Origin of the sequence: Methylobacterium oryzisoli (assembly GCF_046557895.1) — a bacterium.
Classification (GTDB): Bacteria; Pseudomonadota; Alphaproteobacteria; order Rhizobiales; family Beijerinckiaceae; genus Methylobacterium; species Methylobacterium oryzisoli.
Genome location: NZ_JBKIBX010000021.1, coordinates 1 through 26,368 on the forward strand (window position 1 = coordinate 1; position 26,368 = coordinate 26,368).

The window sequence follows — 26,368 nt, forward strand, 5'->3', positions numbered from 1 at the left end:
ACCTGCGCCGCGACACCGAGTTCGCCGTCGTCCGCGCCGGCCTGAACTACAAGTTCGGCACCTACTAAGCGTCAAGGTACGAGGGTCCGGCTCGCGTCCTCAGACCCCGATCACGTCTGGTCGCACGGCCGAACGGCGCCCCAGGAGAAATCCTGGGGCGTTTTCATTTCGAGGAAGTTTGGCAAGGAATACCGTGCTCGGGCTGCAGTCTTTGCTTGGGCTGCGCGATGATGGGTGTGTCCGCCTATGGCCGAACGAGATGTTCGTGACTGATTGAGCAGTCTGCCATGAAAGAGCCCGCCGCGGCGGAGCCGGGCGGGCGAGGTCTATTCAGTTCAAAGGACCACGGCAAGCAAACCACATTCGACGATGGGGCGCTACCCCTGGGCCGGCCTCCCCATCGGAAGCAGGGTAGGGCAGGGCGACCCGAGCGCCGGTAGCCGAACCGGCGCCACTCGCCGGCCAACTGCGGCAGACGCTCGCGCAGCTTTGCCTCAGCCGGGCGGCAGGACTGGCTCGGACCCTCGCGCGATTCGTCCCGACGCAGCAGGGTGGGAGACCGCTCGCCCGCCGGCTCGGGCGGACGTGACGGGCTCACTGGAAGCGCCCAGGTTTCCGAGCGCCCGACTTCTCCTCCGCGGAAGCGAACGGATCCCGGATGGGAGGGGGAACGGCGGGGAACGCCATGGGGAACATGGGGAACACCTCGGCCGTCCGGCGGCTGAAACGGTGTTCGGCTCCAAGGAATCGGTGGAGCGGGCCCGGACATCCCACCGTCCGACGCCTGCGGCATGTACTCTGACGAGCCCCTCGCCCACTCCCGGATCGGGCAGGGGCACACTCTCGAATGTCATTACCGTCGGTGGGCCGAACGCGTGCACGAACCACGCCGTCATCGTTGCGCGATACGCTTCGCGGATCGGAGTTTCGGGTGCCATGCTGCTCGCACTCCTCTTTGCCATGAGGGAGTGCCTCTCGTGGCATCCGAAGGGGCGCTCGGCAGGACCTCGAGAACCAGGCGTCAGCAGACGACCGCCTGACCGTCGCGTCGGGGATCGCTCGCCGCGACGTAGCCGTCCTCATCGGGATCGCCCATGCGCCAGATGAACTGGCCGGCGCCGAAATCCTGGTAGCTGTCGTTGATCACTTCGATGCGGTGGCCGCGATCGGTCAGTGCCCGCACCGTCTCGGGCGGCATGGTCGATTCGGCGTTGAGGCTGAGCCCCTCGTTGACGCGCCAGCGCGGCGCGTCGCAGGCGGCCTGCGGGTTCTGGTGGTGATCGAGCATGCGCACCAGCGTCTGCACGTGGCCCTGCGGCTGCATGTTGCCGCCCATCACGCCGAAGCTCATCACGGGCGCGCCGTCTCTGGTCAGGAATCCCGGGATGATGGTGTGGAAGGGCCGCTTGCCGGGCGCCACCACGTTGGGGCTGGCTGGATCGAGATGGAAGCCGTAGCCGCGGTTCTGCAGGCTGAGGCCCCATTCGGGCACCACGACTCCGGAACCGAAGCCCATGAAGTTCGACTGGATGAAGCTCACCATCATGCCCGAGGAATCGGCCGTGGTGAGGTAGATCGTGCCGCCGCTCGCCGGGTTGCCGGGGCCGAAATCCTGCGCCTTCGTCCGGTCGATGAGCCGGCCGCGCGCCTTCAGGTAGGCCGGGTCGAGCATCTGCTCGGGCGTCACCGTCATCCCGGCGGGGTCGGCCACGAAGCGGTAGGTGTCGGCGAAAGCGAGTTTCATCGCCTCGATCTGCAGATGCTGGCTCTCGGGTCCGTCCGGCGGCAGGGAGGCGAGGTCGAAGTCTTCGAGGATGCCCAGGGCGATCTGCGCGGCGATGCCCTGTCCGTTCGGCGGGATCTCGTGAAGCGTGTAGCCGCGATAATCCTTCGCCGTCGGCTCGACCCATTCGGGGCGGAAGGCGGCCAGATCCGCCACCGTCATGGCTCCGCCGTGCTCGGCCGCATGGCGGGCCGTCGCCTCGGCGATCTCGCCCTCGTAGAAGGCCCGGCCCTTCGTGGCGGCGACGGCCCGCAGCGTCCGGGCGATGCCCGGCAGCCGCACGCGTTCGCCGACGTCGGGGGCGCGGCCGCGGGGCAGGAAGACCTCGGCGAAGCCCGGCTGGCCGGCGAGATCGGCCACGCGGGCGGCGGCCGCCCATTTCTGCTGCACCACGATCGGCGCGAGGTAGCCGCGCTCGGCGATCTCGATCGCCGGCTCCAGCAATTCGGCGAAGGGCAGACGCCCGAAGCGTTCGCTCAAGGCGACCCAGGCCGCGACCGCTCCTGGCACCGTCACCGAATCCCAGCCGCGCATGGGCGGCCGGGTCCTCTCGCCGTACTTTCGGCGGAAGTAATCGGGGGTCCAGGCAGCCGGCGCGCCACCCGAGGCATTCAGCCCGTGGAGCTGGCGCCCGTCCCACAGGATGCAGAAGGCGTCCGAGCCGAGGCCGTTGCTGCACGGCTCGGTGATGGTCTTGGCGGCCGCGGCCGCGATGGCGGCGTCGACCGCGTTGCCGCCCCGCCAGATCATCTTGAGCCCGGCCTGCGCGGCGAGCGCGTGCGAGGTCGCCACGACGTTGCGCCCGAAGATCGGCATGCGCAGCGAGGGATAACCGTGGTTCCAGACGAAAGGCTTCATCGTGTCGCGTCCGTGGGTTGCCGCGCGGCGCCGCGGGGCTCGCCCCGCGGTTCGAACACCCTGGTGCGCCGTTCTGACGAGCCGCACAAGTTGCGCCGCAGAGACCGCTCCGTGGCACGGATGCTGCTTGGAACACGGTGTGCCACAGGGCCGCCAGCGCGCGGCCTTGACGTGCCGGTCCGCGCACCGGACCCTCCCGGCACGATCCGCTCCGATCGACCGTACGAACAGGATAAGTGGATGCTGCGTCTTGCCGCCTGCCTCGTCGCCGGGTTCGCGCTCACCGCGCCGCTCTCGGCCCAGACCCTGCGCTACGGCATGATGGAGGATCCCGACGCCCTCGACCCGACCCTCGCGCGCACCTTCGCGAGCCGCATGGTCTTCGCCGCGCTCTGCGACAAGCTCGTCGATATCGGCCCGGACCTGAAGCCGGTGCCCCAGCTCGCCACCAAGTGGGAGCTCTCCGCCGACGAGAAGTCGCTCACCATGACGCTCCGGCCGGGAGTCAGATTCCACGACGGCGAGCCCGTGAACGCGGCGGCCGCCAAGTTCTCGATCGAGCGCCACCTGAAGTTGCCGGGCTCGCAGCGCCGCGGCGAGATCGCGCCGATCGACTCCGTCGAGGTCGTGGACGAGCTCACCTTCAGGATCACCTTGAAGCAGCCCTTCGCGCCCTTGATGGCCCAGTTCACCGACCGGGCCGGCATGCTGGTCTCGCCCAAGGCCGCCGAGCGGCTCGGCGACAAGTTCGCCACCGGCCCGGTCTGCGCCGGACCGTTCAAGTTCGTGGAGCGGGTGCCGCAGGACCGCATCGTGGTCGAGCGCTTCCCCGACTATTGGAACAAGGATCAGATCCAGATCCAGCGCATCGAGTTCCGGCCGATCCCGGACACCACGGTGCGGCTGACGAACCTGCGCGCCGGCCAGCTCGATCTGCTTGAGCGTCTCGCCCCCACCGACGCGCCGCAGGTCGCGCGCGATGCCAGGCTCAAGCTCGCCTCGACCTACGAACTCGGCTTCCAGTCGGTCCTGTTCAACCTGGGCAAGGCCGGCTCAGCCGTCGCCGACCCGCGGGTGCGCGCCGCCTTCGAGCTGTCGCTCGACCGTGCCGCCATCAGCCAAGTGGTGTTCAACGGCGAGTTCCTGCCCGGCAACCAGTGGGTCTCGCCCAAGCACCCGGACTACGTGAAGGATTATCCCATCCCGAAGCGCGACGTGGCCAAGGCCAAGGCGCTGCTGGCGGAAGCGGGGCAGCCCAAGCCCCAGATCACCATGATGGTCTACGCCAACAGCGAGGCGCCGCAGGTCGGCCAGGTCATTCAGGCGATGACCAAGGAGGCGGGCTTCGACGTGAAGCTGCAGGCGACCGATTTCACCACCGCCCTCGATCTTGCCGACAAGGGCAATTACGAGGCCTACCTCTACAATTGGAGCGGCCGGCCGGATCCGGACGGCAACACCTTCAGCTTCCTCAGCTGCAAGGCGCCGCTCAATTATCCGCGCTACTGTTCGCCAGAGGCCGATGCGGCGCTGCAGGCTGAGCGCGGCTCCGTCGATCCGCAGAAGCGCACGGCGGCCTGGAGGGCGCTCGCCGACAAGGTGCTCACCGACCGTCCGGGCGTCTACCTGATGCACCGCAAGCTGCTCTGGGCCTACAGTCCGAAGATCAGCGGCTTCGTGCCTTATCCGGACGGGCTCGTGCGCTTCACCGGGCTGAAGCTCAACTGATGCTGCGCTTCCTGGCCCATCGTCTCGCGCTCGCCGTCCCGACCCTCGTCCTCGCCTCGATGATCATCTTCGCCCTGCAGCAATTGCTGCCGGGCGACGTCGCGACGGCGCTCACCGGCGAGGAGCGCGACCCCGAGGTGATCGCCTTCATCCGGCAGAAATACCACCTCGATCAGCCGCTGCCCGTGCGCTACGCCTACTGGGCGGCGGGCGTGCTGCAGGGCGATCTCGGCGTCTCGGTGCGCCTGCAGAAGCCGGTGGCCGAGCTCGTGCTCGAAAAACTGCCGGTGACTCTGGAACTCGCCTGTCTCGCCATGCTGGTCGCGCTGGCGATCGGCGTGCCCATGGGCATCCTCTCGGCGGTCAAGCGCGGCACCTGGATGGACGCGGCGGCCAACGGCATCGCCCTCTGGGGCCTGTCGGTCCCGAATTTTTGGCTCGGCATCCTGCTGATCCTGCTGTTCTCGGTGCATCTCGGGTGGTTGCCGGCCTCCGGTTACGTTCCGCCGGGCGAGAGCCTGATCGACAATCTCAGGGCCATGGCGATGCCGGCCTTCGTGCTCGGCAACGCCATCGCGGCGGTGATGATGCGCCACACCCGCGCGGCGATGCTCGGCGTGCTGGGCTCCGACTACGTCCGCACGGCCCGCGCCAAGGGCGTGTCGCCCCTGCGGCTCGTGCTGCGCCACGCCCTGCCAAACGCGGCGATCCCGGTCATCACGCTGGGCGCGCTGGAGTTCGGGCAGCTGCTCTCGGGGGCGGTTCTCACCGAGCAGGTCTTCTCCGTGCCGGGCTTCGGCAAGCTGATGGTGGATGCCGTGTTCAACCGGGACTTCGCCACCGTGCAGGGCGTCGTGATCTGCACCGCCGCCACCTACATCGCCCTCAACCTCGCCGCCGATGTGCTCTCGGCCGTGGTCAACCCGAAGCTGCGCCGGGCATGAGCACCGGCACACCCGTCACCGAGAGCGCCGGAATCGCCGCGCCCGTCGGCGAGAGCGGCAGCGTCCGGGAGCCCGGCTCGCTCGCCGCCTTCTGGCGCCGCCTGCGCGCACGGCCGAGCGCCGTGATCGGGCTCGCCATCGTGGTGGCGTTCATCGCCATGGCGGCGCTCGCCGACGTCGTCGCGCCCTACGACCCGACCGCCACCGACTGGGGCGCGGTGCGCGCCGCGCCGAGCCTCGCCCACCCGTTCGGTGGCGACGAGGTTGGGCGCGACGTGCTCTCGCGCATCATCTACGGCGCCCGCGCCTCTCTCGGGGCCGGCCTCGTCTCGGTGGGGCTGGCCGTGGCGCTCGGTCTGCCGATCGGCCTCGTCTCCGGCTACGCCGGCGGCTGGGTTGATGCCGCGATCATGCGGCTGACCGATGCGCTCCTCGCCATTCCCTTCCTGATCCTGGCGATCGCGCTCGCCGCCTTCCTGGGGCCGAGCCTCACGAACGCCATGCTGGCGATCGGATTGTCGGCCACCTCCACCTTCGTGCGGCTGACGCGCGCGCAGGTGCGGGCGGTGGCGGCCGAGGAGTTCGTGGAGGCGGCCCGCTCGGTGGGCAACCCGCCCTGGCGGATCGCGCTGGTGCACATCCTGCCCAACATCGTGCCGGCGATCCTCGTGCAGGCGACGCTGACCATCGCGGCGGCGATCATCGCCGAGGCGAGTCTCTCCTTCCTCGGCCTGGGCCAGCAGCCGCCGGAGCCCTCCTGGGGCGCCATGCTGAACGTCGCCAAGAACTTCATGGAGCAAGCGCCCTGGATGGCGATCTGGCCGGGCGTCTCGATCTTCCTCGCGGTGCTGGCCTTCAACCTGCTCGGCGACGGCCTGCGCGACGCCCTCGATCCGAGGCAGCGCACATGACGGGGTCCCTCGGCCCGCCTCTCCTCGACGTGCGCGACCTGCGCGTCGCGTTCGACACCGAGGGCGGTGCGGTCCATGCCGTCAACGGCGTCTCCTACACCCTGAACGAGGGCGAGACGCTGGGCGTCGTCGGCGAGTCGGGCTCGGGCAAGAGCGTGCACGTGCTCGCCATGCTGGGCCTGATCCCGCGCCCGCCCGGACGGATCGTCGGCGGGCAGGTGCTGTTTCGCGGGCGCGACCTCCTGGCTCTGCCCGAACGGCATTTGCGCAAGGTTCGGGGGGCCGAGATCGGCTTCGTGTTCCAAGACCCGATGAGCTCGCTCAATCCCGGCATGACGGTGGCCGCGCAGATCATCGAGCCGCTGCGCATCCATCTCGGCCTCGATCGCAGAAAGGCGAGGGCGCGGGCGCGCGAACTCCTCGACCTCGTGCGCATCCCGGACGCGACCGCGCGCCTCGACCAATATCCGCACGAGTTCTCCGGCGGCCAACGCCAGCGCGTGATGATCGCGATCGGGCTCGCCTGCCGCCCGAAGCTCCTCATCGCGGACGAGGCGACCACGGCGCTGGATGTCACCGTTCAGGCCGAGATCATCGCTCTGGTGCAGGAGCTGAAGCGCGAACTCGGCATGGCGATCATCTGGATCACCCACGACCTCGGCGTGGTGGCCGGGATCAGCGACACGGTGCAGGTGATGTATGCCGGGCGCATCCTGGAGCGGGGGCCCGTGGACGACATCTTCCGCGATCCACGCAACGCCTACACGCTGGGGCTGCTCCGCTCGCTGCCCGATCTCAGCCGGGGGCGGGCCGGGCGCCGCCGGCTGCAGCAGATCGACGGCAGTCCGCCCGACATGCGTCGCCTGCCGCCGGGCGACCCCTTCGCCCCTCGCAACGTCTACGCCACCCCCCGCTGCCGCACCGAGATGCCCCCGCTCGTCCAGGCCGCAGGCGCGGCGCCCGGTCATCTCGTGGCCGCTTGGTACGATCTGCCGGCGCGGCTCGCCGAGGAGCACGCACGATGACGGCGAGCCTTCCGCACGCGGCGGCATCCTGCCCGGTCATCTCGGTGCGCAACCTTTCGAAGGCGTATCCGCTGCGTGCCTGGTGGGGTGGCAGGGGAGATGTGTTCCAGGCGGTACGCGACGTCAGCTTCGACATCGCACCGGGCGAGACGCTCGGACTCGTCGGCGAGTCGGGCTCCGGTAAATCCACGATCGGCCGGGCCGTGACCATGCTGAACCCGCCGACCTCCGGAACCGTTGCCTTCGAGGGCGCCGACCTCGCCAAGCTCAAGCCGCGGGCCATGCGGCGCATGCGCAGCCGCATCCAGACCGTGTTCCAAGACCCTTACGCGGCACTCAACCCGCGCATGAGCGTCGGCGCCTATGTGGCCGAAGCCTTCCGGCTGCACCGGCCGGAGATGGGCGCGCCGGAGCGCCGCGCCGCGGTGTCCCACCTGTTCGAGCGTGTCGGCCTTGACCCGGCCTTCATGGGCCGCTTCCCGCACCAGTTCTCGGGCGGCCAGCGCCAGCGGATCTGCATCGCCCGGGCGATCGCCCTCAAGCCCAGCTTCATCGTCGCCGACGAGCCCATCGCCGCCCTCGACGTGTCGATCCAAGCGCAGGTGGTGAACCTGCTGCAGGATCTGCAGGCGGATCTCGGCCTCTCCTACCTGTTCATCTCGCACGACCTGCGCATGGTGCGTTACCTCTGCCATCGGGTCGCGGTGCTCTGGCGCGGACGCATCGTGGAACTCGCCGAGAGCGACCGCCTGTACGACGACCCGCGCCACCCCTACACGCAGCGCCTTCTCTCGGCCGTCCCGCTTCCCGATCCGGTTGCCGAGCGAGCCCGTCTTGCCGCCACCGAGGCGGAGACGGTCAGCGAGCGGCAGCCCGGCGATCTGGTGGAAGTCGCGCCGGGACACTGGGTCGCTGCGGAAGGCTGACGTCGGTCCGATGCGGGAGGGGGACCCGCCGCGGAGCGGTCCGGCTCGCGAGCGCAGGACCGGCATCGCCGTCGTCGAGATGGCGCGGATTGCCAAAGTCCTCGCGTCACGCATCGTTGTCCGCGGGCCGCGGAGACCACACCGTCTCGGCCCGATCGCGAGCCGGGAGATCGAGCGATGCGCATCCACGTCCTGTCCCTTCTGGCGCTCGGCCTGTGCGGTCTGGGAGCCTCGCTTCCAGGGAGCGTCGCCGCGGAGGAGCGCGTCGGCCCGCAGACGGCGGCCAGCCACCCGCTGGACGCCCTCACCGCCGACGAGATCCGCGCGGCCGTGGCGGTACTGCGCCGGGAGGGACGGTTCGACGACGCGGCCCGGGTGGTCTCGCTGGCGGTCGACGAGGCCTCGAAGGCCGAGGTGCGGGCGTGGCGGCCCGGCCAGTCCTTCGCCCGGCGTGCCTTCGGGGTGATCCTGACCAAGGCCGGCCTGCACGAGGCCCGGATCGACCTGGCAGAAGGCCGCACGATCGCCTGGACGGCGGTCGCGGGCCGGCAGGCGTCGCTCCTCGTCGAGGAGATGATCCGCGCGAGCGACCTCCCGAAGCAGGACCCGCGCTGGCAGGCGGCGATGGCGAAGCGGGGCATCACCGACTATGCCAAGGTGGTCTGCCTTCCTCTGGCGGTCGGACCGGAAGTCGATGCGGGCCAGGCTGGCCGGCGCCTCCTGAACATCCCCTGCGTCGACGTCGACGGCGCGGTGAACAACCTGTGGGGCAAGCCGATCGAGGGCGTGATGGCGACCGTCGACATGGCAACGAATCGCGTGCTCGCGGTGGTCGATCTCGGCGCAGTGCCGCCGCCGCCGGAGACGCCGAGCCACGCCCACGCCGATGCCGGGGGCTACCGGCGGCAGCCGAAGCCCGTCGGGATCAGCGCGCCCGAGGGCGGCAACGTCCGGGTCGAGGGCGGGCAGGTGCACTGGGACAACTGGTCGTTCCACGTTCGGGTGGACCCGCGCCGCGGCACGGTGCTGTCGCTGATCCGTTACGACGACCACGGCACACGACGCGACATCGCCTACCAGCTCTCGGCCAGCGAGATGTACGTGCCCTACATGGACCCGGCGCCGACATGGTCGTTCCGGGCCTACATGGACATCGGCGAGTACGGCTTCGGCGCGCTGGCGACGCAGCTGAGGCCCGGGCAGGATTGCCCGGACACGGCCACCTACCTCGACCTCGTCATCGCCGACGGCAAGGGCGAGCCGCTCGGCCAGCGCGGAGTGGTCTGCGTGTTCGAGCGCCCGACCGGCGATCCCGTGTGGCGCCACGACGAGTTGCTGAACGGCTCGGCCGAGTCGCGGCCGAACGTCGAACTGGTGGTGCGGACGGCGCCGGTTGTCGGCAACTACGACTACCTCGTCGATTACGTGTTCGACCGGGCCGGCAGCATCGACGTGCGGCTCGGCGCCTACGGCATCGACGCCGTGAAGGGGGTCGCGGCGGCCTCCCTGGGCGACCCGTCCGCCGCCGCGGAGACCGCCACCGGCACCCTGGTGGCGCCGCGGCTGCTCGCGGTGAACCACGACCACTACATGGCGTTCCGCCTCGACATGGACGTCGACGGGCCCGAGAACCGCTTCGTACAGGATCGCTTCGCGGTGAAGCGCCTGCCCGAGGGTGGTCCCCGGCGCAGCCTGTGGCAGGTGGAGAGCACGCCCGTCGCGACGGAGGGGCCGGTGACGATCCCGCTGGGAGCGGCGCAGTTCCGGGTCGAGAGCACGGCCCGCCGCAACCGGCTCGGCGCGCCGACGAGCTACCAGATCATGCCCGGCCACACCGCCACATCGCTGCTCGCCAAGGACGACCCGATCCAGAGGCGCGCCGGCTTCACCGACTATGCGCTGTGGGCCAGCGCCTACGCGCCGGACGAACTCTACGCCTCGGGCAACTACCCGAACCAGAACCCGGAGGTCGACGGGCTGCCGCGCTGGACTGCCGCCAAGCGGCCGATCCGGGACCGCGATCTCGTGCTCTGGTACACGGTGGGCTTCCGCCACATCCCGCGCGCCGAGGACTGGCCGGCGATGCCGGGGCTGTGGCACGGCTTCCGCCTGCGTCCGTTCAACTTCTTCGACCGCAGCCCGGCCCTCGACGTGCCGCCGGCCCCGGCCGATCGGCGGGCGGCGCAATGAGCCGGGGCCTCACCCTCGCGGCCCTGCTGCTCGGGCTGCTCGCGGCGGCGCCGGCCCCGGCCGAGGAGACGGACGACGCCGCCATTCTCTACCTCGACGCAGCAGGCTGGCGCGCCGCCCCGCCGGGCCGGAAGCTCGCCCTGGCTTCCGCCTTCATGCGGATCTTCTGCGCGGACCTGCGCATGCCGGCCGCCGCTCTCGTCGATTGCCTCGACGCCGACACCGCCACGACCCCCGTGCTGGAGCGCGCGATCGCCTGCGCCTCCGCCCTCGCTCGCTCTTGAACCCGGGCACGAAACGGGAGACGGCCATGACAGGCGCCGCACCACTGCCCGTCCAAACCATCGGCAGGCGCCGGCCGGCGCCTCCGGGGTCCTGCGGCGGCACTCACCCGTGCAAGACGCATGGGCGCAGTGCTACACGTGACGACGGGATCTGCTCGAAGCGGAGGCTGCGATGTTCCTGGCTCGCTTCTCATACGACGTTCTGCCGACGGATCGGCAGCAGGCCATCGAACACATTCGGCGCGAGATTGCGGCCGCCCAGGCCAGCGGCCTGAAGGCTCGGCTGCTCATCCCGCTCACGCGGGGCCAGCACTGCGCGGCCCTGCAGTTCGAAGTCGAGCTGACCAACCTCGATCAGCTCGATCAGTTCCGCCGACGCGGCGTCGGTTCAGAGAGTGAGACGGGTGAGTGGATGCGCTCGTTCAGCGACATTCTTCGAAGCCCGCCGGCGGTCGAGATTCTGCGAACGGAAGAATGACGACCAAGCCCTGTCGCGCACCCCGATGATGCTGGGACACGCAGGACCTCGTCGGCCGACCTCCGGGATCCCGGGAATGGAACCCATTGGCCCAGATGTTGGAGCGCAATCGCTCGGGTTACTTCCCGCGTTTGGGCCGATGTGATCCGCTCTCGTCGCTGTGCGACCGCGCTTGGCCCAGCCCGTTCGCCTTGGCGAGGTCGGAGCGAAGCGCTGCATAGCTGTTCGCGACCATCGGGTAGTCGGGCGGCAGGCCCCACTTCGCCCGGTACTGCTCGGGCGTGAGTCCACGGCTACCGAGGTGTCGCTTGAGTGTCTTGTAAGGCTTCCCGTCCTCGAGGGAGATGATGTAGTTCGGGGTGACCGTCTTTCTGACGGGTACCGGCGGGACGGGCTGGTCCTGCTGTGGTTTGCGAGGCGACTGGAGACTTGCAAGACGGTCGTACACGCATCGGATCAGCGCTGGCAGCTCCGCTGCGGGAAGCCTGTTATGCGAGACGAAAGCCGAGACGATGTCGACGACGAGGGCAAGCCCGTCGGGGGCGAATTTCGGTTCGATGTTCATAGTAGGATCGGGTTGCCAGGATGCCTGCGACGTTGCGTAGCGAGTAGAATTGTTGCTTTTAAGAAGAATTTTCCGGTAGTTCCTCGGCGAGATCTGCGCCGTCCTCAATTGATCGTGGACTGTCGATCTGGCGATTCAAAGCCGACGGACCCGTACCGGTGTCCCTCTCTCGCCCTCCCTTGATCGCAGCCTTGACCCCATCGCTCCGGTCGAGAGCGTGTGTCGCGTGAGCCTGCGGTGAGACATGCACCGAGCCAGTCGATGGCGGCCGGCAATGTGTCGAACACCTTCTCACGCCCGGTGGCACAAGGTCCGAAGCCGGCTTCGAGAAACCAAGAACCCGCAGCGTCAGGTCCATGCAGGCTCTTCGACAGACGAACCAGAACGGCAATGAGCTCGTCCGCCGCCAGGACGAGATATCCTGAATGGTCTGAACTGCCCGTGCACACATCGATCGGCTGGAGGACGACGACGGGTACCACGGAGTCATCATCGCAGCGTGACAAAGCCTCCGCCGCGAACTGTGCGTCTCGCCGCGTGTCGACCATCAGGTCTCCGCTGGCGATCTCGGCGTCGTGCAGGTCGGCGCAGGTCACCTGGCAAACCGCACGGCCTCTCTCTTGGTCGTACAGCTCAACGCTGAGCCTTGCGTCCTCCGGAAGGACCTCGGCCGGCAGAACTTCCACGAGGCGAATCTCGCGGTCCGGGTTGCGCGCGATGACGCTGCTCCGGGTGCCGTCCGAGCCCACCGGCAGGAAGACCAGCCGCGCGTAAGCCCGGACAAGGCATCGCTGGAGATCATTGACTGGGGAGCCCCAAGATACTCTCCTGCGAGCAACGTTCATCGTCCAACCTTCGCGTGTGCGAGCGGGTGCGGTGGGCTCCAAGAGTGACCGCCGGGTGCGCAACGGGACCCCACCGCTAGAGCGGATACCCCGAAGAGGTCTTGCTACACTTGGCCAACCTGATGGTGTTCCATGCCAGATCCCGTTGGTGCGCGTGGGAGATCCGGGAGAGACCGCATGGGCGCCCCCGTCCTTCCGGCGTCGCCGAGCACCATCGGCGTCGTCACACGCCTCGCGGTGGCACACGCCACGAACGCTGGCCTTGATGCAGGCTCGTTCCTTGAACGGGTCGGCTTGACGACGCGTCAGATCGAGGACCCGCGTGCCCGGATCGGTGTCGCGAACCAAGTCGCCCTGCTCGATCGTCTCGCCGCGGCGCTGGATGATGACCTGCTCGGTCTCCATCTCGCGCAGGGGTTCGAGCCCGGAATGGCGGGGCTCGTGTACTACGTGATGGCATCGGCCCCGACGCTGCGCGACGTCCTAGACCGCGCCGAGCGCTTCGGCGCCGTCGGGAACGAGGGGATCAGTCTGACATGCTCGCGCTCGGAGGAGGGCGTTCACCTTCGCTTCACGACCATCGGGTTCCGACGTGCCCAGGCCCGGCATCAGATGGAGTTCTGGACGGCGGGCATGATCAGGATCCTGCAGCACCTGACCGCGACGCGACTTCAACCGATCGAGGTGTCCTTCATCCATGCGCGAAACGCGGGCAGCGGCAGGCTGGAGGAGCTGTTCGGATGCCCCGTCCGGTTCTGTGCGACGCAGGATGGGCTCACACTCACGCACCAAGCAGACAGGTCAACCGTGCTGGGCGCGGATCCCTACTTGCATGATCTGCTGCTCGCCTACTGCGAGGAGGCGCTCGCTCATCGCCAGCGGCCGCAGGAAAGCCTGCGCACACGGATCGAGAACGCGATCGCACCCCTGCTGCCGCATGGGCGGCCTGTCGCGACCGAGATCGCCCGGATGCTCGGGATGAGCCAGCGGACCCTGTCCCGCCGGCTCGCCGACGAAGGGCTCACCTTCGGGGCCGTGCTGGAGGAGATGCGCCGCGACCTGGCCCTTCGCTACCTTCAGGACGCCACCCTCCCGATCTCCCGCATCGGCTGGCTGCTCGGGTTCCAGGAGACCGGTGCCTTCACGCATGCGTTCCGGCGGTGGACCGGACGGACCCCGACCGAGGTCCGCGCAGGCGGAGCGCCGTTGGACCAATTGGGTTACGGGAAGAGCCTGCGGCAGACCCATCCGATATCATCCCGCGCCGAGGCTTGATCAGGCTGATCCAGAGGCCGGTAGGGATTGCTGCGACGTCGGTGGTCCTACGCAGGAGCAGTCTTCAGAGGAGCGCTCCGGCATCGACCCTGGGCCCGTCCTTTCGACGACGAGACAACGACGCTCAACTGGGGACGTCATGACCTCGCCAGCGACGCGCTCAGTATCCTCGCTTCACGTCGACGGCGGTGGGGATCCGTCCTGTTCCCCAGTAGGTGCGAATGTTGTGCGCGACGATCGTGGCCGCACTCCGCGGGTTCGTCGGACCGGTCACGTGGGGCAGGATCGTCACGCCGGCGTGCCGCCACAGAGGCGAGGCGGGCGGCAATGGCTCGACGTCGAAGACGTCCAGCACCGCGTGCGAGAGGTGACCGCCATCGAGAGCCGCGATGAGGTCGTCGGTCACGACGATCGGACCGCGCCCGAAGTTCATCAGGGCCGCGCCCGGCTTCATCGCGGCGAAGTGCGGCGCGCCCAGGAGACCCTGCGTCTCCGCGGTCAGCGGGAGCAGGCAGACCACGATGTCGCTCAGCGCGAGCAGCCGTGGCAGGCCTTCCGCACCGGTGAAGGCCTCGGCTCCCGTCAGGGAGGCCGGCAGGGGCTTGGGCGAGCGGCTCCAGGCGGCGACCTTGAAGCCCGCTTCGCTGAGCCGGTGCGCGGCGGCGGTTCCGAGCGCGCCCAGCCCGAGGAGCCCGACCGTCGTCTCCGCGGGGGGGCGGTAGGGCAGGGGCTGCCAGAGACCCACCTCCTGCTGGCGTCGGTAGGCCGGCATGTCGCGCTGCAGGTAGTAGGTCCAGGCCAGGACGGCCTCGGCCATCGTTCGGGCGAGTTCCGGATCGACCAGGCGGACGATGGGTATGCCCCGCGCGCCGAGATCCCGGACGAGGCGCTCGACGCCGGCCCACAGGCTGTGGATCCAGGCGAGGCGTGGCAGGAGCGCAACCTCGGCGGGATCGGGATTGGCCACGATGGCGATCTCGACCTCGGCCCGTTCCGCGGCCGAGAGGCTGGCGAAGGGGCGGATACTCGCCTCCGGCAGCGCGCCGGCGAGCGCCGAGAGGAAGGCGCCCTCCTCGTCGGCGTCCAGGGTGCCGAGAAAGGCGATCGGTTCATGCATGAGGGGTTCCCGGTCCGTCAGCGACATCCTGCGTTCCATAGAGGCCATCCGTGCGCGATCGTGAAGCGACGATTCTGCAGACGGAGCTGACCGCTCAGGGCCTCCGGCCCGTCATCACCGACGCCTTCAGCGGGGCCCTGAGAGGATTTCAGCGGGCCAAGGCTCAGGAACAGGGATGCGCCAGGGCGGGCACGGGCCTCCCGTTGATCGCAGCGCTGCCGCACCGCAGAGTGCCCGTCATCACGAGCGCTTGGCGGACGTGAGGACCGTTCCTCCTTCGATCAGAGCAGCGATGCGGTCGTCGCCGATGCCCCAGTCACGCAGAATGTCCTCGCTGTGCTCTCCCAGGAGCGGGGGAGGCCGCCGGACGGATCGTCCCTCGAACGCCTCCAGGCGGACCGGGTTCGCGAGCTGCTTCAGCGTTCCGAGCGTCGGATGCGCGATCTCCTCCACCAGACCGGCATGGCGCACATGCGCGTCGCCGAAGACATCCGCCATGTCGAAGATCGGCCCGGTGGGCAGGCCCAGGGCGACGAGATCGGCCGTCCATTCGGCCCTCGTCCGTGTCGCGAACCGGGCGTTCAATCGCGCGACCAGATCGGCCCGGTTCGTCATGCGCGCCGTATTGTCCTTGAACGCCGGCATGCTCGTCAGGTCTTCGAGATCGAGGAGCTTGCAGAGGCGTCCCCACATCTCGTCCGTCACCGCGGCCATGTTGAACGGGCCGTCGGCAGCCTCGAACGTCCCGTAGGGACAGATGACCGGATGATCGTTGCCGGCGGCCTGCGGCACGTCGCCGAGGCTGAGATACCGCTGGCCCTGCACGCAGAGCAGACCCACGAGACCGGCCAGCAGCGAGGTCTCGACGCGCTCGCCCCGGCCCGTCACGCCGCGCTGGAGCAAGGCCGATTGAACGCCGATGGCGGCCCACATTCCCGCCACGAGATCCCCGATCGGGATGCCGACCCGCGTCGGCTGGCCCCCCTTCTCCCCGGTGATGCTCATCAAGCCGGACATGCCCTGCGCGATCTGGTCGAGGCCGGCGTAGTTCCCGTACGGACCATCGCGCCCGAATCCGGTGACGCTCGCGTAGACCAGGCGCGGGTTGGCGGCCCGGAGGAGATCGGCGCTCAAGCCCATCGCCTCCATCGTTCCGGGCTTGAAATTCTCTAGGACCACATCGGCATCCGCCGCCATGCCCCGCAGCAAGTCGATCGCCGCCGGATCGCGCAGGTTCAGGGCAAGGCTGCGCTTGTTCCGGTTCACGGACAGGTAGTAGACGCTGATTCCGTCTTGGAATGGTCCCCACGCGCGGATCATGTCGCCGTCGGGAGCCGGCTCGACCTTGACGACGTCCGCACCCATGTCCGCGAGGATCGTGGCGCAGAACGGGCCGGCAAGTGCTCTCGTCAGATCGATGACGCGCGTGCCTGCCAGGGGCAACACCATCGGCTTTTCTCCCATAAGTTGGGTCGCATGGTCCCGTGAGCGAACGTCGCGGAGCCTCGCCGGATGGGGCGAGCCGCAGGGGCGAACGGACGCCGGCACCGCGTCACCACGCATCCTCCAGGATCGCGGTGACCTGCTCGGCGCCGTCGATCGTGCGGGGGTTGGCCCGGACGAAGGGATTGCCGAGCGCCTTCGTGGCCAGACGGGCGAGGACATCGCGGTCGACCGGAAACGCGCTCAGCCGTGAGGGCAGCCCGAGCCCCCTGACGAGCGCCGCGATGCCCTCGGGCAGCGATGGCCAGCCGAGCCGGTCCGCGATCCGGTCCTGCTGCGCCTGCGTGGCCGCAGCGTTGTAGCGAAGGACGGCCGGCAGCAGGATGCAGGACGTGACGCCGTGCGGGATTCCGAGCTCACCGCCGAGCACGTGGCCGATGCCGTGGCTGGCGCCGAAGCGGATCCGATTCACGCCCGTACAGGCCAGCCACACGCCGAGCTGGCCGTCGAGCCGCGCCTCGAGATCCGCCGGATCCTCCTTGGTTCGCGGCAGGGCGCGGCAGAGCCGGACCAGGGCTTCGAGGCAGGTCGCATCGATCAAGGGCTGCGCGTCGGGCGAACAGATCGACTCGACCGCATGGTCGACGGCACGGATGCCCGTCGAGAGCCAGAGCCGCTCGGGTGTGTGGAGCGTGCAGCGGGGATCCAGGATCACCGTCGCCGGCTCTATGGCAGCCGCCGTGTAGAGGTGCTTCTCGCCGCGCGCGGTGTCCGTGCAGCCCGCCAGATCGCTGAACTCGGCGCCCGACAGCGTGGTCGGCACCGCGATCTGCCGGATCGGAGCGCGTTTGACCCGCGGGACCATGCGGCTGCCATCGGCCGCGACCCTGATCCTGAGTTCGTCGAAGCCGTCGCGGTCGGTGATGTCGTGAGCGAGGCAGATCAGCGCGACCTTCGCAGCGTCGATCGCGCTGCCGCCCCCGACCGTGACCAGCAGATCGGCGTTGGTCTCCCGGGCCGCACGGGCGAGGGCCAGCACGCTGTCGCGCGGCGTGTGTTCGGCGCAATCCTCGAACAGCCCGGCGACGCGGCGCCCCAGCGCCGCGACGATCCCCTGTACGATCGGCGTCGTTCGGTGGGGGGAGCGGCTCGTGACGACGAGCAGCCGGGAGCAGCCTCGCTGCTCGGCGTCCTCGACCAGTGCTTCGCGGGCCGGCTTGCCGAAGACGACCCTGTCCTGCTCCAGGTAGCGGTAGCTGCCGCTGATCATGGTGGCCCCGCGAGGGTGGGAGCTCTGCAATGTGCGGCAGGCGTCACGTGGACGATCCCGCGCTGAAGAAGCTCGAGGCCTCGGGGGAGGCGTAGCTCTTCTCGGCGAGCCAGCCCCCGTCGACCGGCAAGGTCACCCCGTTGATGAACTCCGCGAGCGGTGAGGCCAGGAACAGAACCGCTCTGCCGATGTCGGCCGCCTCGCCCCGATCGTGGAAGGGAACCGAGTGTTTGAGCCCGCGCAGGAATTCCGGATCGGCGTAGTAGTCCTGAGTCATGGGCGTGCGCAGCACTCCGGGTGCCACGGCATTGACGCGGATGTTGGCCGGCGCGAAGTCGCGCGCGAGGTTCTTGGTCAGGCCGACGACGCCGTGCTTGGCCGCCGTATAGGCCGGCCGATGCGAGATCGCGGTCAGGCCGGCGACCGATGCGATGTTGATGATCGTCCCGCCCCCGGTGTCGCGCATCCAGAGGGCCGCCTCCCTCGCGCAGTAGAACGGGCCGCTCAGATTGATGGCGATGACGCGGTCCCATTCCTCGGGCGAGAGATCGAAGGCGTTCTTGATCTCGCGCACGCCGGCGTTGTTCACGAGAATGTCGAGCTTGCCGACTTTCTGCTTGGCCGACGCGAAGGCCTCGGCGACCGAGCGAGGGCTGGCCACATCCATCACGATCCCGTGGACCGCCCGGGCACCCCTGGCGCGCACGGCCTCGCAGGCCTGCTCGACCTTCTCCACCTTCAGATCCATCGCGATGATGGTCGCACCCTGGTCCGACAATGCGGCGGCGATGGCCGAACCGAGGCCGCCCGAGCAGCCTGTCACGATCGCGGCTTTTCCCTCCAAGAGCATTCCATCCTCCCGATCTGCTTGGTGTTGGCGGCTCGGTCCTCCGACGAGCCGGCTTCCGCCTCGCCGTTCAGCGCTGTCGATCCGTCTTGGCCAGAAAGGCCGAGACGCCGCGGCGATACTCCTCGCTGTCCGCGAAGCGATAGACGTCCATCCGCTCGGCGGCCGTCACGGGCGAGGCATCCTCCATCAGGCGCCGGATCTGCCGCTTGTGGGATCGGGCGGCGAGGATGCCGCTGGCACAGATGTTCTTCGTCGTGGCGGCCACCTCGGCTTCGAATTCGCCCTTGCCGGCCACGCGGGTGATCAGACCCTTCGCACAGGCCGTGCGGGCATCGAGGATGCGGCCTTCGATGAGCAGCTCCGCGGCGACCGATGGTCCGACCAGCCGGCAGAGGGCTTCGGTTTCGCCGAAGGCGAGCGGGAAGCCCATGCGCCCCACGGGAACCCCGAAGCGGGCCTCCTCCGCGGCGATCCGGATGTCGCACATCACGGCGATCTCCAGCCCACCACCGAAGCACGCGCCCTGGATGGCCGCCACCACCGGCACCGGGCAGGCGGCGACCGCACCGAGGCAGCCCAGGACATACTCTTCGTGGAACCGGACGACCTGCTCGTAGGTCGTACGCGTCTCGCCGAACTCGGAGATGTCCGCGCCGGCCGAGAACGCCTCGGTGGTCGCGCCGCGGATGACGATGCAGCGAAGCTCGCTCTCCTGCGAGAGCGCGCGCATCAGCGCCGCAAGCTCCTGCCACATCCGCACGTTCAGCGCGTTGCGCTTCTCCGGGTGGCTGATGGTCAGTGTCGCGAGGACGTCCGAGCCCTCCCTGATGATCTCTCCGGCCATGCTGGCTCCATCGGCTCGCGTCTATGTCGATGCCCGTTTCGCGCGGGGGCGCGTCCTGGCGCCCTGAGGCGCCTTGGGCACGGATGGCTCGCGCCGCGGGCGCGGCCGGCCTCTGGGCGGCATGTCCGGCGACTCGTCGTCCGACACCGCCCCGGCCGGCAGCTCGGCGACGAGGTCGAGGAACGACAACCCACCCGCGACGTGCTCGCGCATCGCCGAGCCCGCCCCCGCATCGTCACCGACGGCCAGCGCCTTCAGGACCGCCTCGTGGCCCGCCAGCGACCGCTCCATCCCGCCCGCCCGTTGGAACGGGTAGCGCCGGTACGTCCGCAGCCGCCGACGGATGTCGCGCACATGCGTGGCCAGGTAGTCGTTTCGGCAGCCCGCGTAGATGATCTCGTGGAACTCGCGGTTGCAGTCGTCGTAGCCGGCGACGTCGTTCTCGGCGACGAAGTGCCGGCTTCTCTCGTGAACCGCCGCGAGGGCCGCCCGCTCCTCGCGTTGCATGCGCCGCGCCGCGAGTTCGGCGCAGAGTCCCTCGAGCGAGGTCATCACCTCCCACATCGAGGCGATCTGCCGGACCGAAATGCGCAGAACCATGGCGCCCTGGCGCGACCGGAACTCCACGAGGTCGACGGAGGCGAGTTGGAGCAGCGCCTCCCGCACGGGTGTTCGCGAGACCGCGAATTTCTGGCAGAGCTCCTGCTCGCTGATCCGGTCGCCCGGACGCAGGTGGCCCTCCAGGATCTCGTTCTCGATCCACGCACGGATCTCGTTCTGGCGGTTCGGCGGCGCGGGGCGAACAGGGGCCATGGGAACTCACGGGTTTGGGCAGGCGGCGCCGAGATCGAGGCCTGCGGACCAAGTGCGGATCAGCTCCGCGGATCGCTGATCGACGGCGATCCGCGAAGGAAGTTGATGATACCGGAGAAGTCCTGGCTCTCGTTCCCGGCGGCTGCGTAGAGGGCGTAGAGTTGCGCGGCCTCCGCCCCGAGTGGCGTCGTGGCGCCCGATGCCAGGGCGGCCGCCTGGGCGAGCCGCAGATCCTTGAGCATCAGCGCGGTCGCGAAACCGGGCTTGTAGCCATCGTTGGCAGGCGAACCCGGCACCGGTCCCGGAACCGGACAATAACTGGTCAGGGACCAGCATTGCCCTGAGGACGTCGAGGCCACGTCGAACAGGGACTGCGCCGACAACCCGAGCTTCTCGGCGAGGGTGAAGGCCTCTGCGACGGCGATCATCGAGATGCCGGCGATCATGTTGTTGCAGATCTTGGCGGCCTGCCCGGCTCCGGCGTCGCCGCAATGCACGATGCGCCGGCCCATGAGCGCGAGAATGGGTTGGGCTTGCTCGAAAGCCGCCACCGTCCCACCGACCATGAAGGTCAGCGTCGCCGCCTTTGCTCCCCCGACGCCACCTGACACCGGAGCATCGAGTGCGGTGATGCCGCGCTCTCCGGCAAGCTGGTGCGTGCTGCGAGCACTCTCCACGTCGATCGTGGAGGAATCCACGAACACCGCGCCGGCGCGGGCGGACGGCAGAACCTCCTGCCAGACCGCCAGGACATGCTGTCCTGTGGGAAGCATCGTGATGACGACGTCGGCCTCGTCCACCACCTCTCGGGCAGAGCCGGCGATGCTGACGCCTGCCTCCCTGGCCGCCGCGCAGCTCGCCGCAGCGAGGTCGAAACCGGCCACGGCGTGCCCGCCCTTGATCAGATTGGCGGCCATCGGGCCGCCCATGTTGCCGAGGCCGATGAAACCGATCTTCGCCACAGGCCCCTCCCACGATGGTTGGTTCGGTTCGACGCCCCTCAGGCGGCGCGCTCCCGTTATCCGCATATCATTGACCATCATCGATATACGTACAAGCACGTTCTGCGTGCCGTTGACAGCGTATGCGTGAGCAATCATGCTCGCATAAATATCTCGACCAGATCACTGGCGAGGCGCGGCAGGTCACGTGACCGGATCCGCCGACGGGCTGGGAGGAAGCCGATGACCATGACGGCCCAGGGCGTGGCCTCCGCTGTCGAGACGCGCGGCATGCTGATCGGCGGGCGATGGGTGGACGCCGCTTCGGGCGAGCTCATCCCGGTCGAGAACCCGGCCCGGCGGGAGACGATCGCCTTCGTGCCGCGCGGGGCGGCGCCCGACGTCGACAACGCCGTTCAGCACGCGTCGGCCGCCTTCGATTCCTGGCGCAGGATCGCCCCGCGCGAGCGCGGGCTTCAGCTGCTGCGCATCGCCGACGCTCTCGATGCGAGGCTGGAAGACATCGCCCGAACGGTCGCGCTGGAGACCGGAAACGCCCTGCGGACCCAGGCGCGGCCCGAGGTCAAGCTCGCCGCCGACATCTTCCGCTACTTCGGCGGCCTCACGGGCGAGCTCAAGGGCATGACCATCCCGCTCGGCGAGCACGTCCTCAGCTACACCCGCCGCGAGCCGCTGGGCGTGGTCGCGGCCGTGATTCCCTGGAACGCGCCCCTGCTGCTGGCGGCCCTCAAGATCGCGCCGGCGGTCTGCGCCGGCAACACGGTCGTGCTCAAGACCGCCGAGGATGCCCCGCTCGCGGTCCTGCTACTCGGCGCGGTCTGCCAGGAGCATCTGCCGGCCGGCGTCCTCAACGTCCTGACCGGAACCGGACCCGAATGCGGAGCCCCGCTCCTGCAGCATCCGGGCGTCGCCAAGCTGTCGTTCACGGGCTCGACCGCCGTCGGCAAGCTCGTGATGCAGGCCGCTGCCGAGCGGGTCCTGCCCGTCTCCCTGGAACTCGGCGGCAAGAGCCCCTCCATCGTCTTTCCGGACGCCGACGAGGATTGGGTGGTCGACGGGATCATCGCGGCGATGCGGTTCACCCGACAGAGCCAATCCTGCACGGCGGGGTCGCGGCTCTTCCTCCACGCGAGCATCTACGAGCCGTTCCTCGACAAGCTGACCCAGAGGGTTGCGACGCTGCGCATCGGCGATCCTCTCGACGAGGCGACCGAGGTCGGCACGATCATCAACGAGAAGCAGTTTCGCCGCGTTTGCGGCTACGTCGAGGACGGCCTCAAGCAGCCGGGCGCCAAGCTGCTCGCAGGTGGCCTGCCTCCGACCGAGGGCCCGCTGAGTCAGGGCTACTTCATGCAGCCGACGGTGTTCGCGAACGCCTCGAACGCGTGGCGGCTCGCGCGTGAGGAGATCTTCGGACCGGTCATGGTCGCCGTCCCCTGGACCGACGAGGCCGAGGTGATCCGGATGGCGAACGACAGCCATTACGGCCTGGCCGGCTACGTCTGGACCCGCGACATCGGCAAGGCCCTGCGCACGGCGCACGAGATCCAGTCGGGCTGGGTGCAGGTGAACCAGGGAACCGGCCAATCGCCGGGCCAACCCTACGGCGGCTACAAGCAGAGCGGGATCGGCCGCGAGTTCTCGCTGGAGAGCATGCTCGACAGCTTCACGCAGACGAAGGCGATCACCGTGAACCTCACGCGCTAGATCGCATCGACTGCACTGAGAAGCCACGGACGGGGAGGTCAAGGTGGTGTACCGCAGAATTCTGGCTGTGGCGGCTCTCGCTCTGGCCTGGACGGGTGGCGTGGTCGCGCAGCAATCCGGTGATGCCATCAAGATCGGAGTGCTGAACGATCAGTCCGGCCTGTATGCCGAGTTCGGAGGCGTGGGCTCGGTCACCGCCGCGAAGATGGCGGTCGAGGATTTCGGCGGTACTGTTTTGGGCAGGCGGATCGAGGTCCTGTCCGCGGATCACCAGAACAAGCCGGATGTCGCCTCCAACATCGCGCGGCAATGGCTCGATGTCGACGGTGTCGACGTCTTCGCGGACCTCACCAACTCCGCGGTCTCGCTGGCGGTCCAGTACATCACGCGGGAAAGGGGCAAGATCGCCTTGTTCTCCGGCCCCGCCACGACGCGCCTGACCAACGAGGATTGCTCGCCGACAGGCTTCCACTGGACCTTCGATACCTATTCGCAGGCGATCGGCAGTGCCCGCGCCGTGCTGCAGGAGGGCGGCAAGAATTGGTTCCTGCTCGTGGCCGACTACGCCTTCGGCCACCAGATGGCGGCGGATCTCGCCAACGAGGTGACCACGGGCGGGGGAACGGTCGTCAGTCAGGTCAAGCATCCGAGCGGGTCGAGCGATTTCTCGTCCTACCTCCTGCAGGCGCAGGCCTCCAAGGCGCAGATCATCGGGCTGGCGAACGGCGGCACCGACACCGTCAACGCGGTCAAGCAGGCGGGCGAGTTCGGCATCGCCGAGCGTGGCCAGAGGCTCGTCGGTCTCGTGCTGGTCATCAGCGACGTCCATGCCATCGGGCTGAGAAGCGCCCACGGGCTCATCGCGACGACCGCCTATTACTGGGACCGCGACGATGCGAGCCGGGACTTCGCCAAGCGGTACGAGGAGCGCATGCGCCGCAAGCCGGGCATGGTTCAAGCCGGCGTCTACTCGTCGGTGCTCCACTACCTCAAGGCCGTGAAGGCGGCCGGCACGAACGACGGCAAGGTCGTCGCGGCCAAGATGCGCGAGATGCCCGTCGACGACTTCTTCTCCCGCGGCGGCAGGATCCGCGAGGATGGGCGTCTGCTGCACGACATGTACTTGGTCGAGGTAAAGCGGCCGGAGGACTCGAAGGGCCCTTGGGATTACTACAAGGTCCTGCGCACGATCCCGGCCGAGCAGGCCGCCATGCCGCTCAGTGCCAGCAAGTGTCCGCTCGTGAAGAAATAGGCATCGCGCGTCGGAGCGTTCGGCGCTGCGCGGTCGACCGCGAGGCGGCAGATGGTCCGCCATCGCCATGCACGCGAAACAAGCAGTCCTGGGAGGATGGCGTGATCGGACGTATCGCTGCAACTCTGCTGTCGAGTTTTGCCCTCGCGTTGCCCGCTTCGGCACAGATCTCCGACGACGTCGTGAAGATCGGCATTCTCAACGACCAGTCCGGCGTCTTCGCGGATCTCGGCGGGCAAGGCTCGGTGCTCGCGGCACGCCTCGCCATCGAGGAGTTCGGCGGGACGGTGTTGGGCAAGCCGATCGAGCTGATTGTCGGCGATCACCAGAACAAGCCCGATATCGGCTCGGCCATCGCGCGCCGCTGGATCGATACGCAGAACGTGGACGCCATCGCCGACGTCCCGAGTTCGGCGACCGCGATCGCCGTCCAGAATGTCACCCGCGACAAGAACCGGATGCTGTTCCTGTCGAGTTCCGGCCTGTCGGACTTCACCGGGAAGCGGTGCTCTGCGACCACGGTTCACTGGACCTACGACACCTACTCCAATGCGAACGGCACCGCACGGGCCCTGGTGAAGCAGGGCGGCGACACGTGGTTCTTCCTCACGGCCGACAACGCCGGCAGCCATGCGCAGGAACAGGACGCGGTGGGCTTCGTCAGGAAGGCGGGCGGCAAGGTGCTGGGGGCCGCGCGCCACCCGCTGGCGACCCACGACTTCTCGTCCTTCCTGGTCCAGGCGCAAAGTTCGAACGCGAAGGTGATCGGCCTCGCCAATGCAGGAGGCGACACGATCACGGCCGTCAAGCAGGCCAAGGAGTTCGGTATCACGCAGGGCGGCCAGAAGCTCGCCGGTCTCCTGATGTTCATCACCGACATCCACGCGATCGGGCTCGCCGATGCCCAGGGTCTCGTCTTCACGGATTCCTTCTACTGGGACATGGACGACAAGACGCGTGCCTGGTCAAAGACATTCATGGCGCGCCATGGCGGCCGCGCACCGACCTCCGCACAGGCCGGGGTCTACGGTGCCGTGCTCCATTACCTCAAGGCGATCAGGGAGGCCGGAACCGACGAGGCCACCGCAGTCTCCAAGACGATGAAGAACCTGCCGGTGGACGATTTCTGGAGCAATGGCTTCAAGATCCGGCAGGATGGCCGCCTCGTGCGCGACATGTACCTGTTCGAGGTGAAGAAGCCGTCCGAGAGCAAGGGCCCGTGGGATTACTACAAAGTTCTGGCCAAGATCCCCGGCGACGAGGCCTACCGGCCCATCGCGGAGGGCGGCTGCCCCCTGGTGGCTCAGAATTGAGCGCCACCGCGATGGCAGCTCCGACTTTCCCCCTCGCCTGGGCCTGGAGCGGCGCATGACCCTGCACCGCGCGCTGGCAGATCTGCTGAGGGCGGCCCGCGAGGCCGGCCGGCCGCCCTTCTCGGCCTGCTCGCCGCATCAGGCACGCGATCTCCTAGCCAGGAGTTGCGCCGTGCTCGGTGCGGGGCCGCAGGTCGGCTCCATCCGCGACCTTGCCGTCCCGACGCGCGGATCGATGATCCGGGCGCGCCTGTTCGAGCCGACCGAACTGCCCGCCGCTCTGATCGTCTACGTCCACGGAGGAGGTTGGGTCCTCGGCACCGTGGACGATTACGACGCGCTCGCACGCGCGCTGGTGGCTCGGACCGCCTGTTCCGTGTTGCTGCTGGATTACCGGCTGGCGCCTGAACACCCGTTTCCGGCGGGTCTCGAGGATGTCGAGGACGGGATCGCGTGGGCCTCCGCGCACAGGAGGGAGCTGGTCGGATCCGAGTGCCGCCTCGTGGTCGCGGGGGACAGCGCCGGCGCGAACCTGGCGACGGTCGCCCTGGCCGGGAGGACGGCGGGCGACATTGCATTGCAGATCCTGTTCTACCCTGTCGTCGATTGCGACACAGCCACGCCGAGCTACGACCTGCCGGTCGACACACTCTTTCTGACGCGCGCGGACATGCTCTGGTTCTTCCGGCATTATGCGCCGCCGGATCTTTGGTCGAACCCGCGGATCTCACCCCTTCGCGCCGAGTGCCTCGCCGGTCTTCCGCCAACCTGGATCGCGACGGCCGAGTACGACGTCCTGCGCGACGAGGCCGAGGCCTATGCGCGGCGCTTGATGGCCCACGGCGTGACCGTTCGCCTCCGGCGCTTCGACGGCATGGGCCACGGCTTCGCGCGCATGATGAATGTGGTCGAGGATGCGCACAGCGCCTTCGACGACGTTGCACGCCTCATCGCCGAACGATGCGCCGCTTAATGGGATGATCGG

The 26,368-nt window shown here is 68.7% G+C and carries 23 protein-coding genes; 13 read left to right on the plus strand and 10 right to left on the minus strand.

Annotated features, from left to right (window positions below; genetic code table 11):
* Positions 1 to 1,021 precede the first annotated feature (1,021 nt).
* On the minus strand, positions 1,022 to 2,641 hold the full coding sequence (locus ACKUB9_RS19625; protein WP_407525789.1) for a gamma-glutamyltransferase family protein: 1,620 nt from the start codon (positions 2,639 to 2,641) through the stop codon (positions 1,022 to 1,024).
* A gap of 240 nt (positions 2,642 to 2,881) precedes the next feature.
* Here ACKUB9_RS19625 and ACKUB9_RS19630 point away from each other — a divergent pair, with 240 nt between their 5' ends.
* From ACKUB9_RS19630 to ACKUB9_RS19665, 8 genes are all read left to right on the plus strand, one after another.
* Positions 2,882 to 4,369, plus strand: coding sequence for an ABC transporter substrate-binding protein (locus tag ACKUB9_RS19630; RefSeq protein ID WP_407525792.1), 1,488 nt, complete (start codon positions 2,882 to 2,884; stop codon positions 4,367 to 4,369).
* Positions 4,369 to 5,313, plus strand: coding sequence for an ABC transporter permease (locus tag ACKUB9_RS19635; protein WP_407525795.1), 945 nt, complete (start codon positions 4,369 to 4,371; stop codon positions 5,311 to 5,313). Before ACKUB9_RS19630 ends, ACKUB9_RS19635 begins: the two co-directional genes overlap by 1 nt.
* A complete protein-coding gene (locus ACKUB9_RS19640) occupies positions 5,310 to 6,224 on the plus strand; it encodes an ABC transporter permease (protein WP_407525798.1) in 915 nt (304 codons plus the stop codon). Before ACKUB9_RS19635 ends, ACKUB9_RS19640 begins: the two co-directional genes overlap by 4 nt.
* Entirely contained in the window at positions 6,221 to 7,249 is a 1,029-nt protein-coding gene (locus ACKUB9_RS19645; RefSeq protein ID WP_407525800.1) for an ABC transporter ATP-binding protein, read from the plus strand. The genes ACKUB9_RS19640 and ACKUB9_RS19645 overlap by 4 nt, the downstream gene beginning before the upstream one ends.
* Positions 7,246 to 8,175 (plus strand): ABC transporter ATP-binding protein, encoded by a 930-nt coding sequence (locus ACKUB9_RS19650; protein ID WP_407525802.1) that lies wholly within the window; start codon positions 7,246 to 7,248, stop codon positions 8,173 to 8,175. Before ACKUB9_RS19645 ends, ACKUB9_RS19650 begins: the two co-directional genes overlap by 4 nt.
* Before the next feature lie 177 nt (positions 8,176 to 8,352).
* Positions 8,353 to 10,365 carry a copper amine oxidase gene (locus ACKUB9_RS19655; protein WP_407525805.1) on the plus strand — a complete coding sequence of 671 codons (2,013 nt, stop codon included), beginning with the start codon at positions 8,353 to 8,355 and terminating at the stop codon, positions 10,363 to 10,365.
* Entirely contained in the window at positions 10,362 to 10,649 is a 288-nt protein-coding gene (locus ACKUB9_RS19660) for a hypothetical protein (protein WP_407525808.1), read from the plus strand. Before ACKUB9_RS19655 ends, ACKUB9_RS19660 begins: the two co-directional genes overlap by 4 nt.
* Before the next feature lie 172 nt (positions 10,650 to 10,821).
* Entirely contained in the window at positions 10,822 to 11,127 is a 306-nt protein-coding gene (locus ACKUB9_RS19665) for a hypothetical protein (RefSeq protein WP_407525811.1), read from the plus strand.
* A 118-nt stretch (positions 11,128 to 11,245) separates the two neighbouring features.
* Here the strand turns inward: ACKUB9_RS19665 and ACKUB9_RS19670 are convergent, their stop codons facing one another.
* Together ACKUB9_RS19670 and ACKUB9_RS19675 are read right to left on the minus strand one after the other, a co-directional pair.
* A complete protein-coding gene (locus tag ACKUB9_RS19670; protein ID WP_407525813.1) occupies positions 11,246 to 11,692 on the minus strand; it encodes a Ros/MucR family transcriptional regulator in 447 nt (148 codons plus the stop codon).
* Positions 11,693 to 11,796: 104 nt separating this feature from the next.
* A complete protein-coding gene (locus ACKUB9_RS19675; protein ID WP_407525816.1) occupies positions 11,797 to 12,537 on the minus strand; it encodes a hypothetical protein in 741 nt (246 codons plus the stop codon).
* 177 nt (positions 12,538 to 12,714) lie between these two features.
* Between ACKUB9_RS19675 and ACKUB9_RS19680 the strand changes: the two genes are divergently transcribed.
* Positions 12,715 to 13,812 (plus strand): AraC family transcriptional regulator ligand-binding domain-containing protein, encoded by a 1,098-nt coding sequence (locus ACKUB9_RS19680; protein WP_407525819.1) that lies wholly within the window; start codon positions 12,715 to 12,717, stop codon positions 13,810 to 13,812.
* A gap of 160 nt (positions 13,813 to 13,972) precedes the next feature.
* On the opposite strand, the gene ACKUB9_RS19685 is transcribed toward ACKUB9_RS19680, so the two are convergent.
* The 7 genes from ACKUB9_RS19685 to mmsB form a co-directional block, all read right to left on the minus strand.
* Positions 13,973 to 14,929 (minus strand): 2-hydroxyacid dehydrogenase, encoded by a 957-nt coding sequence (locus tag ACKUB9_RS19685; protein WP_407525822.1) that lies wholly within the window; start codon positions 14,927 to 14,929, stop codon positions 13,973 to 13,975.
* 240 nt (positions 14,930 to 15,169) lie between these two features.
* Positions 15,170 to 16,492, minus strand: a complete 1,323-nt coding sequence (locus ACKUB9_RS19690; RefSeq protein ID WP_407525824.1) for a CaiB/BaiF CoA transferase family protein — start codon at positions 16,490 to 16,492, stop codon at positions 15,170 to 15,172.
* Positions 16,482 to 17,642 carry an iron-containing alcohol dehydrogenase gene (locus ACKUB9_RS19695; RefSeq protein WP_407525826.1) on the minus strand — a complete coding sequence of 387 codons (1,161 nt, stop codon included), beginning with the start codon at positions 17,640 to 17,642 and terminating at the stop codon, positions 16,482 to 16,484. Before ACKUB9_RS19695 ends, ACKUB9_RS19690 begins: the two co-directional genes overlap by 11 nt.
* A 43-nt stretch (positions 17,643 to 17,685) precedes the next feature.
* Entirely contained in the window at positions 17,686 to 18,492 is an 807-nt protein-coding gene (locus ACKUB9_RS19700; RefSeq protein ID WP_407525829.1) for an SDR family NAD(P)-dependent oxidoreductase, read from the minus strand.
* Positions 18,493 to 18,559: 67 nt separating this feature from the next.
* Positions 18,560 to 19,336 (minus strand): enoyl-CoA hydratase/isomerase family protein, encoded by a 777-nt coding sequence (locus ACKUB9_RS19705; RefSeq protein ID WP_407525832.1) that lies wholly within the window; start codon positions 19,334 to 19,336, stop codon positions 18,560 to 18,562.
* Positions 19,337 to 19,357: 21 nt separating this feature from the next.
* Complete coding sequence (locus tag ACKUB9_RS19710; RefSeq protein ID WP_407525835.1) at positions 19,358 to 20,149, minus strand: GntR family transcriptional regulator; 792 nt, start codon at positions 20,147 to 20,149, stop codon at positions 19,358 to 19,360.
* 59 nt (positions 20,150 to 20,208) lie between these two features.
* Positions 20,209 to 21,111, minus strand: coding sequence for a 3-hydroxyisobutyrate dehydrogenase (gene mmsB / locus ACKUB9_RS19715; RefSeq protein ID WP_407525837.1), 903 nt, complete (start codon positions 21,109 to 21,111; stop codon positions 20,209 to 20,211).
* A gap of 222 nt (positions 21,112 to 21,333) precedes the next feature.
* On the opposite strand from mmsB, the gene ACKUB9_RS19720 reads away from it, so the two are divergent.
* The 4 genes from ACKUB9_RS19720 to ACKUB9_RS19735 all read left to right on the plus strand — a co-directional run bounded on the left by ACKUB9_RS19720 (position 21,334) and on the right by ACKUB9_RS19735 (position 26,356).
* A complete protein-coding gene (locus ACKUB9_RS19720) occupies positions 21,334 to 22,818 on the plus strand; it encodes an aldehyde dehydrogenase family protein (RefSeq protein ID WP_407525840.1) in 1,485 nt (494 codons plus the stop codon).
* A gap of 46 nt (positions 22,819 to 22,864) precedes the next feature.
* Positions 22,865 to 24,070: an ABC transporter substrate-binding protein gene (locus tag ACKUB9_RS19725; RefSeq protein ID WP_407525843.1), complete on the plus strand. Its 1,206-nt coding sequence runs from the start codon at positions 22,865 to 22,867 to the stop codon at positions 24,068 to 24,070.
* 113 nt (positions 24,071 to 24,183) lie between these two features.
* A complete protein-coding gene (locus tag ACKUB9_RS19730; RefSeq protein WP_407525999.1) occupies positions 24,184 to 25,383 on the plus strand; it encodes an ABC transporter substrate-binding protein in 1,200 nt (399 codons plus the stop codon).
* Positions 25,384 to 25,438: 55 nt separating this feature from the next.
* On the plus strand, positions 25,439 to 26,356 hold the full coding sequence (locus tag ACKUB9_RS19735) for an alpha/beta hydrolase (protein ID WP_407525846.1): 918 nt from the start codon (positions 25,439 to 25,441) through the stop codon (positions 26,354 to 26,356).
* The last annotated feature ends 12 nt before the right edge of the window (positions 26,357 to 26,368 follow it).

Bases quoted from the DNA above. Each gene is read 5' to 3' on its own strand.
- ACKUB9_RS19625 (WP_407525789.1), bottom strand. From the start codon at position 2,641: ATGAAGCCTTTCGTCTGGAACCACGGTTATCCCTCGCTGCGCATGCCG.
- ACKUB9_RS19675 (WP_407525816.1), bottom strand. From the start codon at position 12,537: ATGAACGTTGCTCGCAGGAGAGTATCTTGGGGCTCCCCAGTCAATGAT.
- ACKUB9_RS19720 (WP_407525840.1), top strand. From the start codon at position 21,334: ATGACCATGACGGCCCAGGGCGTGGCCTCCGCTGTCGAGACGCGCGGC.
- ACKUB9_RS19735 (WP_407525846.1), top strand. From the start codon at position 25,439: ATGACCCTGCACCGCGCGCTGGCAGATCTGCTGAGGGCGGCCCGCGAG.
- ACKUB9_RS19660 (WP_407525808.1), top strand. From the start codon at position 10,362: ATGAGCCGGGGCCTCACCCTCGCGGCCCTGCTGCTCGGGCTGCTCGCG.
- ACKUB9_RS19640 (WP_407525798.1), top strand. From the start codon at position 5,310: ATGAGCACCGGCACACCCGTCACCGAGAGCGCCGGAATCGCCGCGCCC.
- ACKUB9_RS19630 (WP_407525792.1), top strand. From the start codon at position 2,882: ATGCTGCGTCTTGCCGCCTGCCTCGTCGCCGGGTTCGCGCTCACCGCG.
- ACKUB9_RS19685 (WP_407525822.1), bottom strand. From the start codon at position 14,929: ATGCATGAACCGATCGCCTTTCTCGGCACCCTGGACGCCGACGAGGAG.
- ACKUB9_RS19700 (WP_407525829.1), bottom strand. From the start codon at position 18,492: ATGCTCTTGGAGGGAAAAGCCGCGATCGTGACAGGCTGCTCGGGCGGC.
- ACKUB9_RS19665 (WP_407525811.1), top strand. From the start codon at position 10,822: ATGTTCCTGGCTCGCTTCTCATACGACGTTCTGCCGACGGATCGGCAG.
- ACKUB9_RS19710 (WP_407525835.1), bottom strand. From the start codon at position 20,149: ATGGCCCCTGTTCGCCCCGCGCCGCCGAACCGCCAGAACGAGATCCGT.
- ACKUB9_RS19645 (WP_407525800.1), top strand. From the start codon at position 6,221: ATGACGGGGTCCCTCGGCCCGCCTCTCCTCGACGTGCGCGACCTGCGC.
- ACKUB9_RS19670 (WP_407525813.1), bottom strand. From the start codon at position 11,692: ATGAACATCGAACCGAAATTCGCCCCCGACGGGCTTGCCCTCGTCGTC.
- ACKUB9_RS19635 (WP_407525795.1), top strand. From the start codon at position 4,369: ATGCTGCGCTTCCTGGCCCATCGTCTCGCGCTCGCCGTCCCGACCCTC.
- ACKUB9_RS19690 (WP_407525824.1), bottom strand. From the start codon at position 16,492: ATGCGTGGTGACGCGGTGCCGGCGTCCGTTCGCCCCTGCGGCTCGCCC.
- ACKUB9_RS19655 (WP_407525805.1), top strand. From the start codon at position 8,353: ATGCGCATCCACGTCCTGTCCCTTCTGGCGCTCGGCCTGTGCGGTCTG.
- ACKUB9_RS19680 (WP_407525819.1), top strand. From the start codon at position 12,715: ATGGGCGCCCCCGTCCTTCCGGCGTCGCCGAGCACCATCGGCGTCGTC.
- ACKUB9_RS19695 (WP_407525826.1), bottom strand. From the start codon at position 17,642: ATGATCAGCGGCAGCTACCGCTACCTGGAGCAGGACAGGGTCGTCTTC.
- ACKUB9_RS19650 (WP_407525802.1), top strand. From the start codon at position 7,246: ATGACGGCGAGCCTTCCGCACGCGGCGGCATCCTGCCCGGTCATCTCG.
- ACKUB9_RS19705 (WP_407525832.1), bottom strand. From the start codon at position 19,336: ATGGCCGGAGAGATCATCAGGGAGGGCTCGGACGTCCTCGCGACACTG.